The following is a 13,505-nucleotide window of genomic DNA, read 5'->3' as shown; positions in this document are numbered from 1 at the left end:
GAACATGGCGGGCACCACGACAGTGCCGGCGGACTGGCTCATCGATACGGTGACCGGCGTCTTCCGCGGCGGTGGCCTGTCCGAGCGCGCCGCGAGGACGGTCGCCGAGTCGCTCGTGGTCGCCGACATGCGCGGCACGGCCTCGCACGGCGTGCTGCTGGTCCCGATGTACCTGCGGCGGCTGCGCGACCGTTCGGTGACCACCCTGGAGCGCGCGGAGGTCGTGGTCGACTGGGGCGCGGTCGCCGTCCTGGACGCGCGGCATGCGCTGGGCCAGCTGACCGGCGACCAGGCCATGGAGATCGCGGTGGCCAAGGCGCGCACCCACGGCGTCGGCGCCGTCACGGTGCGGCACGCCTTCCATTTCGGTGCCGCCGCCCGGTACGCGGCGACGGCCGCCGCCGCGGGCTGCGTCGGGGTCGCGGCGGCCAACACCCGGCCGCTGATGCCGGCGCCCGGAGGAGCGGAACCGGTGACGGGCAACAATCCCCTGGCGATCGCCGTCCCCCGCTCCGGCCGCGCTCCGGTCGTGCTCGACATGGCGCTGTCCGAGGCGGCGCTCGGCAAGATCCGGCTCGCGGCGCAGGAGAACCGGCCGATACCGGCGCACTGGGCCACGGACGCGCAAGGCCGGCCGACGACCGACCCGCAGGCGGCACTGGCCGGAATGCTCCTGCCCGCGGCGGGCCCGAAGGGTTACGGGCTCGCCCTGGCGATCGACGTGCTCGCCGGGGTGCTCTCGGGCGGCGCGTACGGCTCGGGAGTGAACGGGCTGTACAAGGACACCGCTGTGCCGAACGACTGCGCCCACTTCTTCCTCGCCTTGGACGTGGCCGCCTTCGGCGACCCCGGGCGGTTCGCCGAGCGCCTGGAGGACCTGCTCGGCCAGGTCACCGGTGCCCGGCGGGCGCCGGGAACGGACCGGCTGCTCCTGCCGGGGCAGCTGGAGGAGTCGCGTGCCGCCGCCGCCCGCGAGAAGGGCGTGCCGGTCTCGGACGGCGCGCTGCGGGCAGTGTTGGAGGAGGCGGAGCGGGCGGGGCTCGCCCTCCCTCTCCCGCCGGGTGTCGCGGTAGGCGGACAGAGGAGAGCGGATGACTGACGTGACAGACGCGATCGTGATCGGTTCCGGGGTGAACGGGCTGGTGGCCGCGGCCGAGCTCGCGGGCTCCGGCTGGTCGGTGACGCTGGTCGAGGCGAACACCCGGCTGGGCGGCTTCATCGCCACGGACGAGCGGACGCTCCCCGGCTACCTCCACGACACGTTCTCCTCCTGGCACCCCCTGTTCGTCTCCGGTCCCGGCTACGCGCAACTCGGCGAGGAGCTGCACCGCCACGGCCTGGCGTACCGCAACACGGACGGTCCGCTCACCGCGAGCGTCGCCGACGACGGGCGCGTCGTGGTCGCCGACCGCGATCCCGAGGCGACCGCCGCCGGCTTCGCGGACGCCGGGGACCGCCGGCGCTACCTGGCGGCGCTCGGGCGGCTCGCGGACAACGCCGACCAGATCGGCGCGCTCATGGGATCGGAGATCACCACCACCGCGCTGCTGCGTAACGCCGGCGCGATGGTCCGCCGCCTGGGCAGGGCGGACGCGGAGGCCTGGGCGCGCGACCTGGCCACCAGCGGCCGCGCCTGGTGCCGCCGCGAGTTCACCGGCCCGGAGGTCGACCACCTGTGGGCGCCCTGGCTGCTGCACGCCGGGCTCTCCCCCGACCACGCCTCGGGCGGTTTCATGATCCCGGTCCTGGCGGCGACGATGCACGGAGCCGGACTGCCGGTGGTGGAAGGGGGCGCCGGTCGCTTCGTCGCGGCCTTCGAGTCGCTCCTCCGCGCCCGCGGAGTGGAGATCCTCACCGGCACGACCGTGGAGCGGATAGTGGTCGAAGGCGGGCGCGCGACCGGCGTCGTGGCCGGTGGCCGGACCCTGCGGGCTGCCCGCGCCGTCGTCGCGTCCGTGACTCCGACGGCGCTGTACGGGCGGCTGCTGCCGCCCGGCTCGGTCAGCGAGACGGTGCTGCGCCAGGCGCGCGGCTTCCGGTACGGACGCGGCGAGATGCAGATCCATGTCGCCCTGTCGGCACCACCCAGCTGGCGCGACGACCGGCTGGCCCGCATCCCGCTCCTGCACGTCTCCGACGGCTCCGCGAGCACGGGCATCGCCTGCGCCCAAGCCGAGGCCGGGTTGCTCCCCGACCGGCCGACCGTCGTCGTGGGCCGGCAGGACGTGCTCGATCCGTCCCGGGTGCCCGAGGGCGCCGCCGCCCTGTGGTTCCAGCTCCAGGAGACGCCCTTCGCACCGGTCGGCGACGCCGCCGGCGAGCTGGACGCGGCGGGCGCCTGGACCCCTGAACTGGCCCGGGGGTATGCCGCGCGTGTGCTCGACCGTGTCGAACGGCATGCCCCCGGCCTCCACGAGAAGGTCCTCGCCATCGACGTGATCACTCCGGCCGACCTCGCCGCGGGCAACCCGAACGCCGAGTTCGGCGATCCCTACGGCGGCTCCGCCGAGCTGGACCAGAACTTCTTCTGGCGGCCGCTTCCCGGCGCCCGGCGCCACGGCACCCCCGTGCGCGGGCTCTGGCACATCGGGGCCTCGACGCACCCGGGGGCGGGTCTCAACGGCGCGTCGGGGCACCTCGTGGCCGGGGCGCTGACCGCGCCCCGCCCGGCCGGCGCCCGCGCCCGCGTCCGCGCCGCCGCGCGCCTCGGCCGCCGCCGCACCGCCCGCTGACCACCCGACCGACCGCCAGGAGGCGCAAATGAAAGCCGGCTTCGACGCCACGGGAGAGGTGCTGCTCGTCACCGGCGGTGCGAGCGGCATCGGCGCCGCCGTCGCGGGGGCCTACGCCGCCGCGGGCGGGACGGCCGTCGTGCTCGACACCGCCGCGCCCATGCCGGGCCCCCCGTCCCGCGACCGTGTCGAGCGGCACCGGGTGGACGTGGCGGACCGGGACGCCGTGTTCTCCTGCGTGGCGGACGTCCTCGACCGGCACGGCCGGATCGACGGGCTGATCGCCGGTGCGGCGATCCAGCCGCGCCAGGACGTGGCGGCCATGGACCCGGGCGAGTGGCGGGGCACGCTGGCCGTCAACCTCGACGGGGTGGTGTGGGCCTGCCAGGCCGTGCTGCCGGCGATGATCGAGCGGCGGTCGGGGTCGATCCTGGTGTTCTCCTCCGGTCTCGCCCACGCCGGACGCGCACAGGCGTCGGCGTACGCCGCGAGCAAGGGCGCGCTGATCCCCTTCGCCAGGTCGCTCGCCGCGGAGGTGGCCGAGCACCGGGTGCGGGTCAACATCGTCCTCCCGGGGGTGATCGACACCCCGCAGTTCCGCATGGCCAACCCGGAGGGCGGCGAACGCGAGCACTGGGAGCGGACGACGGGGATCGGGGCACCCGACGACGTGGTCGGCCCACTGATGTTCCTGCTGTCCGACGCCGCCACGATGACCGGCTCCCAACTGAGCCGCGACCGTGCCCTCAGTAAGGAGTGACGCCATGACCGTTCCGCCGGAGGACCTTCCCGTCGCCGTGATCGGGGCCGGGCCGGTCGGCCTCACGACGGCCCTGGGGCTGGCCCACTACGGGGTGCCCGTGGCGGTCTTCGAGGAAGACGCCGACCTCTCGCTGGACACCAAGGCGGGAACGGTGCTCACACGGACGCTGGAGGTGCTGCACCGTTACGGGGCGCTCCCCGGGGTGCTCCAGGCGTCGTTGCGGCTGGAGGAGATCGGCGACATCGACCGCGCCACCAACACGTCGGCGCGCAGCGTGCGGACCGGCACGCTCGTCGACGACACCCGGTTCCCCTTCGTGATCAACATCCCCCAGCACGAGCTGGAGCCGGTGCTGAGGGCGGCACTCGACGAGCGGTGCCCGGGCGCGCTGCGGATGAACCACCGCCTGACCGGGTTCACCCAGAAGGACGACCATGTGGAGCTGCGGCTCGACACCCCGGACGGTCCGCGCGCCGTCCGGGCCCGATACGTGCTCGCCTGCGACGGCGGGCGGTCGCAGGTGCGGGACCGGCTCGGCATCGCCGTCAGCGGGAGGACGCTGGACGAGCGCTACATGCTCGTCGATCTCAAGGTCGACCTCGACGTGGCGAACCCCCGCGACTATCCCTACCTCGCCTACTTCGGGGATCCCGAGGAGTGGATGATCCTCGTGCGCCAGCCGCACTGCTGGCGGTTCCTGTACCCCCTCGCGCCGGACCGGCCCGAGCCCACCCGGCGGGAGCTGGCGGACAAGTGCCGCAGGTTCATCGGCGACGTCTCGGGGCTGGAGGTCATCGGCACCAACGTCTACACGGTGCACCAGCGGGTGGCCGACCGGTGGCGGGACGGGCGGATGTTCCTCATGGGCGACGCCGCCCACCTGATCACGCCCATGTGGGCGCTCGGCCTCAACACCGGCGTCCTCGACGCCTCCAACCTGCCCTGGCGGCTGGCGTGGGTGCTGCGCGGCTGGGCCGGCGAGGAACTGCTCGACGGATACGAGAGCGAGCAGGCACCGGTCGCCGTCCAGGGGGCCGGGCAGATGGCCGAGGCCGCACGCGTCTACATGGCACGGCGTTCCAACGGCGTCGAGGCGATGGGCGACGGCGACTGGGGCAACGCGTTCACCCGCTCCCTGCTCGGCGTCCGCCTGGACGTCGACGGCACCGGCGACTGGTCGATGGTGAAGTCGGGGCCGGCGCCCACCGCGGTCCGGGCGGGGGACCGCGCGCCCGACCTCCCGCTCTTCGGCCACGAGGGAATGCTCTTCCTGCACGACCTGGCCGCGGACGGCTTCGTCGCGCTGTACTTCACCGACACGCGCCGCGGGCCCCGCGTCGTCGGCCCGGAGTCCCCGGCGCTGCGCCGCTTCGTCGTCAGCCGGTGGGACGCACCGCACGACTCCGGCCTGCGGCGGCGTGCGCTCTTCGATCCCGGCGGCCGGGTCGAACAGCGGTTCGGCGTGCCTCCCGACACCGTCGTGCTCGTCCGGCCGGACGCGCACGTGGCGGCGATCGCGCCGTTCGCCCCGCACTCCGGGCGCGACGTCGCGGCCGAGCTGTACGCCCGCGCCGTCGGCCGCCCCATCCCCGTCGCGCCCGAGCACTCCAGGAGAGAGGAAGCCCATGTCAGCGGATGAGATCGCCATCGCCCCGGACGGTTCCGAGGTCACCCTCGGGGAGGTCGGCCAGCGGATCGTCTTCGAGAACGCAAGCGTCCGGATCTGGGACATCGTCCTCGAACCGGGCGAGCGGCAGACGTGGCACCGGCACGGCAACCCCTACCTGGTCATCGCGCTGGCCGCCGCGGACAACCGGATCGATCCCCTCGACGGCGGCGAGCCGCGGCTCGTGCACGAGCCGTTCGGCGGCGTCGTGTACCGCGAGCCCGGCGAGGTCCACATGCTGACGAACCGCGGGACCACCCGGTATCACAGCAGGCTCGTCGAGCTGAAGGCGCTCGGGGAGGACGCGGCGGACGGTCCGCGCGCGGCCGGAAGGGGACCCGGACATGCCTGAGCCGCTCGTCGCACCACGCCCGCCGTGCCCCGCGGGCATGTCCGAGAAAGAATGGGCGGACAACGTCTCCGATCCCGCCGCGTACTCCGGTGCGGCACCGGACCGGTCCCGCGAGCAGCTCGTCACGGACGGCCAAGGGGACGTCCTCGGCCGGTTCCGTGAGGTCCTGCTCCGCACGGACGACCTGGAGTGGGTGGACAAGACGCTGGCCGGGCTCTCCCAGCGGCTGCTGTGGCGCGACGACGCGACAGGCGCGTCCATCGCTCTCGTCCGGTTCCGGAAGGGCGCCGGGATCCCGTCCCGCCACTCCCACGCGTCCAACCAGTTCATGTTCTGCCTGACCGGGCGGTACACGTACCTGCCCACCGGGCTGACGCTGACCCGGGGCTCGTTCTACTGGAACCCGAAGGGCAGCGTGCACGGCCCGACCCTCGCCGAAGAGGAGTCGGTGCTGCTTGAGACGTACGACGGGCCGCACTATCCGACGCAACCCGAGTGGTACACCGACCCCGCCGACGCGCGGTAGTCACGGAGCCCCGGCCGGCTCGTTCGCAACCCACCCGAAAGGCGGGCGTCCATGCCCAAGCAGGAAGTGAGATCCGCTGACCTGGCCGTCCCGAACGGTCATTTCGCCCAAGCCGTCTCGGCAAGTGCCCAAGGGCGACTGGTCTTCGTGTCCGGGATGACCGCACGCACCAGATCCGGCACGGTCGAGGGAATCGGAGACATCACCGCGCAGACTCATCAGGTGTGCCGGAACCTCAGGGCCGCCATGGAAGCGGCCGGGGGCACGCTGGACGACATCGTGCGCGTCGACGTCTACGTGCGCAACATGGAGGACTTCGACGCGATCCACGCCGTACGCCGGCAGTACTTCACCGGCGTACCTCCCGCGTCGACGCTGGTGGAGGTCTCGAAGTTCGTGAACAAGGACTACCTGATCGAGATCAACGCGATCGCGGTCCTCCGGGACGGCCGGGGAGGGGACGCGTGAGGCTCGCCGCGGTCCACCACGCCGACGGGGCCCGCATCGGGCTGGTATCGGCGGACGGCGAGACGGTCGCGCTGCTCCCCCCGGGATCGGGCACTCTCGACGACGCCGTCCGCGGCGGCCCGTCCGCTCTGCAGGCGCTCGCCGAGGCAGCGGTGGACGCCCCGCCGCGCCCCCTGGCCGAGGTGACGCTCACCGCCCCGCTGCGACGCTTCAACCGTGACATCCTCGCCACCGGCTGGAACTACTGGGACCACTTCGACGAGTCGCTCGGGAAACGCGAAGGGCAGGACCCGGAGTCGCGGCCGACCCGGCCGACCTTCTTCGGCAAGGGGCCCGGCACCGTGATCGGACCGTACGACGACATCGCCTTCGACCCGGACCTGTCCACGAAATGGGACTACGAGGCCGAGGTCGCGATCGTGATCGGAAAGGACGGCCGGTCGATCCCCGAGGAGACCGCGCTCGACCACGTCTTCGGCTACTGCGTGGCCAACGACGTCTCGCAGCGCGACCTGCAACGGGCCCACGGCGGGCAGTGGCTGAAGGGCAAGAGCGTCGACGCGACCATGCCCCTCGGACCATGGATCACCACCGCCGACGAGATCGCCGACCCCTACGCGCTGCGCGTCCAGTGCGAGGTCAACGGGAAGCTTCTGCAGGACGCCTCGACAGGACAGGTCGCCTTCCGCTTCGAACGTCTCATCGCCGAACTCTCCCTGGGCATGACGCTCCGCGCCGGCGACGTCGTTCTCACCGGCACGCCGAGCGGAGTCGGCAACGCCCGCGACCCGCAGATCTTCCTCGCCGACGGCGACCTCGTCGTCACCAGGGTCGACCGCCTCGGCGAACTACGAAACCACGTAACCCGCACCACCCTGACCTGAACCTCCAGCGCGGCACACGCAACCCGGTCGCCGTCCAAGAGCCGCGCGCCGGCCGAGAGATCGCGGCGAACTCCCCGGCCACTCCCGAGATCACTTTCCTGGGCGCGGTCGAGGTCACCGCCTGCTCCAGGACGACGGGGGCGTGCATGTCGAGTACGCCGATCCGGGCTCCGGATCCATCGCGGCCTGCCGCGCCGGACCGTGCTGGGGTGTCGACGGCGCCAACAGCCTCGTCCGCCGATCCACCCGCGCGGTCATGCGCGACCTGAAGTTCGACCAGCGATGGCTGGTGATGTTCCGGCTGCTGCCCGCCCCCACGCGCACATCCACCTGACCACCGACGAGAACCGCGACCGCCACTCCTTCACCCACGACATCACCTCATGACCCCCGCCGCTCGACACGCGCCCCCAAAAGACCGCAGCGCCCCCATCCAAGAACCCGCCAATACGCCTCAACCGCCAGCGACGGATGATGGCATTCGCTGGTCGGCGCGGCGTGAACGGCGTCCTGATCTTCCACGCAGCGGGGCAGCGTCTGCCACTCTTGGGGCAACAACTTCAGCGACTACATCGCCTGCAACCTACTCGCCACAACGGTCAATGATCGCGCCCGTCCGTCGGCGGCTGGACACCCGGCCGAATCAGCGGGAAGGATGTCGGACCGGACCGCCGGATCGCCGGGTCACGGCTCGTTTCCCCGGGGTTTCTGCTGCCTCTTGACCCCTGCGGGAGATGATCGATGCGGGTTCTGCTGGTGTCGGACAACTACCTGCCGAACCGGGACGGAGTGGCCGCCTCCGTCGCATGCCTGGCCGCGGGGCTGTGCGAGCTGGGCCACGAGGTCACCGTGCTGGCTCCCCGCGCGGCCGCCGCGGTGCCCGCCGCAGGTCACCGCGTCCACCTGGTGCGTTCCTTCAGGACTGGGCAGGGCGGTTACAGATTCGCCCTCGTGTCCCCGAAGGCACTTGGCCGGGCGATCAGGGATCACCGTCCAGACGTGGTCCACGTCCACACCCTGGGCTCACTGGGGATGCTGGCGGCGGCGCATTGTCGGCGAACGAAGTTGACATGCGTGCTCACCTGGCATACAGATTTGATGGCCTACCGCAAAGCATATCCGGTCATGAACCTGGCCATTCCCACCATGCATGCGATCGGACTCATGTCCGGCAGGGCGGCCGAAGTTGGCAGAGCACTCGGAGGAACAGCGCGGGCGGTCGCGGCCGGAACCGACCTCTCATCGCACCATCGGCACATGCTTGCCCAGACATTGATGCTGTTCGACCAGCTCATCGTACCGTCCGAAAAGGCTTGCGCTGCCATTTCTGAAATGGTTCCGTCCCATGCCCCACATGTCATCCCTTCTGCGGCGGCCCGGCATGGTCCACTCGATGCTCGGGCCGTCCGGCGACTCCAAGCGGCGAGGGAACGCATCCATCACGGCGATTCGGTCGTCACCTGCGTGGGCCGTCTGTCTCCCGAGAAGAACGTCGGCGCGCTACTCCGAACTTTCTCGCGTCACGTCCTGCCGGCCGTTCCAGACGCTAGACTGAACATCATCGGGGACGGCGGTTCGAAAGGCGCCCACGAACGACTCGTCTCCCGGCTCGGGATCTCCCATGCCGTGGCGTTCGCGGGGTCGGTTCCGCCGGAACTCATCGGTCCCTTGCTCGCGTCGAGCGCAGTGCTCGCTCACCCCTCCCTGACGGAGACACAGGGACTCGTCATCGCCGAGGCCGCGTTGGCGGGCGTGCCCTCGGTCGTTCTGGACGACGCACTCGCGGACGTGGTCCGTCATGGTGAGACCGGGTACATCGCGGGCTCCACGGCCTGTTTCGGCGCCACGTTGGCTCTTCTGCTGGAACGGCCGGATATCAGGTTCCGCCTGGCCTCGGGTGCGCGCCGCACTGCCGCAGAATACACACCGGTGCGATACGCGTCACGAGTAGCCCAGGTCTATGACGATGCGAAGGGCTCCAGTCCAAAATTGGCCTGACGCTTGCTCCGCGATAGGGCACCTACTAAGCTCTGACGTCCGCCAGGTCCAAAGGGAAGGCACAGTATGCGGATCACACTAAGGCAGCCTTCCAACAATGGACAGGTATCCCGTCCCACGCCCTTCGCGGTGGACGCAACGGTCGGCGAGTCCACGGATGACCAGGTTCTGCGGGTCCTGCTCGCCGAGGTGGCTGATCTTACCAAGGCCATGCGCGAGCTGCTCATGACGGCCGACCGATTCATCAACTTCTCGGGCCTGATCGCGGTGGGTGCACTCACGTTGGGTGTCATCAAACACGACGAGGGCAAGAACTGGTTGGCCATCGTCTTCGCCCCCTACGGGCTGGCCATCACATTCGGGTACCTGATCCAGCTCTATACCGAGGTTGAGAAACGGGCGGGTTACAAGAAATTCCTGGAGGCGCGCGTCAACGACCTCATGCGAAGCCCGGTGCTCCTGGAGTCGCAGGTGAACACCCGGGTTGAACGAAACCGGAAGAGCGTCATCGGAATGCAGGCCATGAACGGCCTGGCTTACCTCGTCTTCGTCGGGGCGAGTACGTTCGAGACATACGACAGGTACTCCGGCAAGGGCCCGGAAGTGTTGGGATGGCATCTTTTCAACCTGAGCACGCTCAATATCGCGGTGCTTGTGCTCGCTACTTTCGTCCTCGCTGGGGCACTCTGGGAGAATAGTCGGGCGAGCGACCGTGCTTACTCGCACGCGGTCAGTGTCCAGGCATCCTACATGCCCCCTGCGCCATAGCGCCCTTGCGGGGAGGACGAGTGCTCAAGGTGAACGTCGTTTCAGAATCCGCTCTTACGGTGGGCGGCCATGGGGTGCACTCCGCTTATCTCGAGCATGTCTCCATGCTCCGCCAAGTGGCCGATGTCACGACAAATGTCGCGCGTCGCGTCGATGTTCAGCATGCGCACACGATCGGCCCGTACGCGAAGAGCCTGCTGATGACCGGCCGCCGCCGTGTCGTCACGGCACACCTCACTCCCGGGTCGGTCGTCGGCAGCCTCCGCGCCCACCGGCACTGGAACGCAGCCTTCACTCGGTATCTACGCGCGTTCTACAACGGGGCCGACGCCGTCCTGGCCGTGAGTCCGGCAGTACGCGACGAACTCGTCCAGATGGGCGTCGACCAGCCGGTGCACGTCGTGCCCAACACGGTGAACGTCGCGGCGATACGTGCGCGGTCCCCGTCCAGCGGAGAAGCGCGGGAGCGGCTTGGGGTCCCCGCCGACGCATTCGTGGTCCTCGGCGTCGGGCAGGTTCAGCCCCGGAAAGGGATCAGCACCTTCGTAGAGTGCGCCCGAGCGTTGCCGGACCTGTCGTTCTACTGGGTCGGGGGGATCATCTTCGGCCCGCTGGCCGACCGCCGATCCGAAATGCGGCGCCTGATGAGCAACGTTCCTTCCAACGTTTTCTTCACGGGCCCGCGTTCGCGCTCGACCGTCTTCGACCACCTCGCCGCCGCAGACCTCTTCTTTCTTCCCTCGCTCCAGGAGAATTGCCCGATGACGGTCCTGGAGGCCGCCGCGTTGCACAAGCCGATTTTGCTGCGTGACCTCCCTCAGTACAAGGACCAGTACGGCGACGATTGCACCTACGGTGACGACGTGAGCTTCGCCCAGTTGATCGACCGGCTCAGAGGCGACCGGGATGCGGTCGCGCAGCGGTCGGCAGGCGCGGCGGCACTAGGAGCGAGGTTCGACTCCCGGGCCAATCTTCAGCGGCTCCTAGACATTTATGAAGCCATATAGGCGGGTCAGGGACGGAGGGCAGCGACCAGGGGGGAGGGCCGGTTCGGCGGTCTCGTCCGGGGCCAACAACCGGCGTCCGGACAAGGTCGTCAAGGAGCTGGAGGCCGAGAGACCGCGAACTAAACGGCCGAGGACAGGTTGTTCAAGGGGCTCAAAGAGCGCGACGTCCAGACGGTCACCACCAACCGCATCCTCGCCGAGAAGCACGTCATCCCCTACCCGACGGGGCCAAGCTCAGCGAGCTCCGCGCAGCCGCCGTGGACGGGTCGCTCGACGGACTCACCGGCGAGCTGTGCACGCGCTCCCTGCAAGGAGTCCACTCGCCCCTCAAGCGCTCGATCCGGCACGCGCCGCCCCGAGACAAAACCGCACGCAACGTGGCAGAACTCGTCACAACGCCTCGCCGGAAGGCCGGGCGGCCGAGCAAGGCGCTCACGCTCGCTCAGGCCCACGCCGTCCTGGAAGCCCGAGTCGTACGCACTGCACGCCTACGTGGTGCTCAGCCTGATGGTCGGCACCCGCGCCGAAGAGGCACGTGCTCTGCAATGGGCGCGCGTCATCGGCTCCGGCGCGATGCTCGGTCGTCCATCCGCGTGCGGATGCGTTCGGCGACGGCGTTGAGCAAGGGTTTGGACGGGGACGGCTTCGCCGATCTCCTACGCTCGACCTCGGTGTACCGAAGGCTCGATCACGACGGGAACGGGTCGGGTACCAGCGGACGATCGTCGAGCCGGACAAGCCGCCGGGGTCGTCGACCAATCCCCAACCCTCTCCGTTGGCGTGCGCGTGATCCTCGAATGGCGGCGGTCGTAGAGCTCCGCCACCTCGTTGAACACGCGCCCCAGGCCACGTCGGCTCGGCTTCGCCATCGCACCATTGTGTCTCAGCTGTCGCGGACGCCCTCGCGATCGCAAGCGCACCCGTTCCTCGGCTGCGGCGCGCACCCCGCTGCAGGGTACTGAGGGAATCGCGGTCGTGCCCTAGGTGGCCGGCGTACCTGCTAAGAGGCCTGGCGGTTGCCGTCTGGCAGCCACATGCGCGGGTCCCCGGGCGACGGCACGAGACGCGCCGCCCTGACCGTCCTCCTGCTCTAGGAGCGTCACCGGCACTCTTGACGCGAAAGTACTCGCTGTTGCAAAGTACTTTCCAAGCACAAGATGCTGGAGGCGTCATGGATCCACAGTCCCCCGACCAGATACTCGACGAGGTGGCCAGGCTGCGTCGGCTCACCCGTGCCCGTGCGCGCGGGGCGGCGGTCCCACTGATGATCTTCGGCCTGCTGACGGTGGCCTCGATCCCCCTGTACTCCCACCCCTTCCACGCGATGGAGACGCTGCCGGACGGCGGCAGCGCGAGCAGACCCGGTTCGACAAGCGGTTATGCGGGGCTGAACGGCTTCGACCGATCGGGAGCCCTCTCGATCGCGTTCTGGCTGATCACGGGACCGCTGAGCTACCTGGCATGCGCCTGGTGGTACCGGCGACGGGCCGCCCGCGTCGGCCTCACCGTGCGGTGGCGGCCCTGGGCGTACACGGGCACGGCGCTGTTCGCCGTGTTCTTGCTCGCCGTGTTCGCTCAGGACCACGGCGCACAGGATGCGTCTTCGCCCCTCGGCGATGGTTTCGTGGCGAGTGCCGTGGTCAGTCCTCTGCTGGCGATCGCGGTCGGGTTGCTGGTCCTGGCCAAGGTGGAGCGGAGCCCGGGGGTCGCGGTCTGCGGTCTCGTGTACGGGGGGTTGTGCGTCATCATGAACGGCTACGGCCTCGGCCAAATCCCCCCTTGGCTCATGCCCCCGTACGGCGGCATGATCGACGGAATGCTCAACCCGGCACAGAACCTGATCCTGCTGGCCGCCGTCCTGCTGGTCGGCGCGCTGATCGTCCAGTTGCGGGCGTGGGCGCGACTGCGTTCGGTCACCGCCGCGGCCCCAGTCCAGGCATGACGGAGACGAGCGGGCCACCAGGGGCTCCGCACCCCACGCAAGGCCTCAACGACACCGTCCACCACCGCACCCGCCTCGGCATCATGACGGTGCTGCACGAAATCGACCGTGCCGAATTCGGGTATCTGCGCGACACCCTGAACCTCACCGACGGCAATCTGTCCCGACATCTACGGACGCTGGACGAGGCCGGCTACATCGACATTCACAAGGGCTACCACGGCCGCCGTCCCCGGACCTGGCTCAGTTTGACCCCGAAGGGGTCACGTGCGCTGGCAGAGGAGTTGGCCGCCCTGCGCGATCTGGTCGCCAGGCTCGACGGCATCGCGGACTCCACAAAGACACCCGAAGGCGAATGATGTGGTCGGCCTCTCGAAACCTACGGCCGGTGCTGCGCAG

General features: G+C 70.1%; 14 protein-coding genes. All 14 read left to right on the top strand.

The annotated features are described in order from the left end of the window. Nucleotides 1–4 precede the first annotated feature (4 nt). The 14 genes from FKD65_RS41485 to FKD65_RS41420 all read left to right on the top strand — a co-directional run bounded on the left by FKD65_RS41485 (nt 5) and on the right by FKD65_RS41420 (nt 13,465). Nucleotides 5–1,099 carry an Ldh family oxidoreductase gene (locus FKD65_RS41485; RefSeq protein ID WP_141585321.1) on the top strand — a complete coding sequence of 365 codons (1,095 nt, stop codon included), beginning with the start codon at nt 5–7 and terminating at the stop codon, nt 1,097–1,099. Further along, nucleotides 1,092–2,732: an NAD(P)/FAD-dependent oxidoreductase gene (locus FKD65_RS41480; RefSeq protein WP_141585319.1), complete on the top strand. Its 1,641-nt coding sequence runs from the start codon at nt 1,092–1,094 to the stop codon at nt 2,730–2,732. Before FKD65_RS41485 ends, FKD65_RS41480 begins: the two co-directional genes overlap by 8 nt. 28 nt (nt 2,733–2,760) lie before the next feature. After that, nucleotides 2,761–3,492, top strand: coding sequence for an SDR family NAD(P)-dependent oxidoreductase (locus FKD65_RS41475; RefSeq protein ID WP_141585317.1), 732 nt, complete (start codon nt 2,761–2,763; stop codon nt 3,490–3,492). A gap of 4 nt (nt 3,493–3,496) precedes the next feature. Further along, nucleotides 3,497–5,134 (top strand): FAD-dependent monooxygenase, encoded by a 1,638-nt coding sequence (locus tag FKD65_RS41470; protein WP_141585315.1) that lies wholly within the window; start codon nt 3,497–3,499, stop codon nt 5,132–5,134. After that, on the top strand, nt 5,121–5,513 hold the full coding sequence (locus FKD65_RS41465; RefSeq protein ID WP_141585313.1) for a hypothetical protein: 393 nt from the start codon (nt 5,121–5,123) through the stop codon (nt 5,511–5,513). Before FKD65_RS41470 ends, FKD65_RS41465 begins: the two co-directional genes overlap by 14 nt. Nucleotides 5,514–5,550: 37 nt before the next feature. After that, complete coding sequence (locus FKD65_RS41460; protein WP_141585310.1) at nt 5,551–6,039, top strand: cupin domain-containing protein; 489 nt, start codon at nt 5,551–5,553, stop codon at nt 6,037–6,039. A 51-nt stretch (nt 6,040–6,090) separates the two neighbouring features. Continuing rightward, on the top strand, nt 6,091–6,507 hold the full coding sequence (locus tag FKD65_RS41455) for a RidA family protein (RefSeq protein WP_141585307.1): 417 nt from the start codon (nt 6,091–6,093) through the stop codon (nt 6,505–6,507). Next, entirely contained in the window at nt 6,504–7,391 is an 888-nt protein-coding gene (locus FKD65_RS41450) for a fumarylacetoacetate hydrolase family protein (RefSeq protein WP_141585305.1), read from the top strand. Before FKD65_RS41455 ends, FKD65_RS41450 begins: the two co-directional genes overlap by 4 nt. 142 nt (nt 7,392–7,533) lie before the next feature. Continuing rightward, nucleotides 7,534–7,725 (top strand): hypothetical protein, encoded by a 192-nt coding sequence (locus FKD65_RS41445; protein ID WP_141585302.1) that lies wholly within the window; start codon nt 7,534–7,536, stop codon nt 7,723–7,725. Between the two features lie 407 nt (nt 7,726–8,132). Continuing rightward, nucleotides 8,133–9,389 (top strand): glycosyltransferase, encoded by a 1,257-nt coding sequence (locus FKD65_RS41440; protein ID WP_141585300.1) that lies wholly within the window; start codon nt 8,133–8,135, stop codon nt 9,387–9,389. Nucleotides 9,390–9,518: 129 nt separating this feature from the next. Beyond that, nucleotides 9,519–10,157 carry a hypothetical protein gene (locus tag FKD65_RS41435; RefSeq protein ID WP_141585298.1) on the top strand — a complete coding sequence of 213 codons (639 nt, stop codon included), beginning with the start codon at nt 9,519–9,521 and terminating at the stop codon, nt 10,155–10,157. Between the two features lie 20 nt (nt 10,158–10,177). Continuing rightward, nucleotides 10,178–11,164 carry a glycosyltransferase family 4 protein gene (locus FKD65_RS41430; RefSeq protein ID WP_141585296.1) on the top strand — a complete coding sequence of 329 codons (987 nt, stop codon included), beginning with the start codon at nt 10,178–10,180 and terminating at the stop codon, nt 11,162–11,164. Between the two features lie 1,171 nt (nt 11,165–12,335). Further along, nucleotides 12,336–13,106, top strand: a complete 771-nt coding sequence (locus tag FKD65_RS41425; protein WP_141585294.1) for a hypothetical protein — start codon at nt 12,336–12,338, stop codon at nt 13,104–13,106. After that, nucleotides 13,103–13,465: a transcriptional regulator gene (locus FKD65_RS41420; protein ID WP_141585291.1), complete on the top strand. Its 363-nt coding sequence runs from the start codon at nt 13,103–13,105 to the stop codon at nt 13,463–13,465. The genes FKD65_RS41425 and FKD65_RS41420 overlap by 4 nt, the downstream gene beginning before the upstream one ends. Nucleotides 13,466–13,505: the final 40 nt, after the last annotated feature.

The sequence above is a fragment of the Actinomadura sp. WMMA1423 genome (assembly GCF_006547145.1).
Classification (GTDB): Bacteria; Actinomycetota; Actinomycetes; order Streptosporangiales; family Streptosporangiaceae; genus Spirillospora.
The sequence above is the reverse complement of the archived record's forward strand: the minus strand, read 5'-3'. Positions and strand labels throughout refer to the sequence as shown.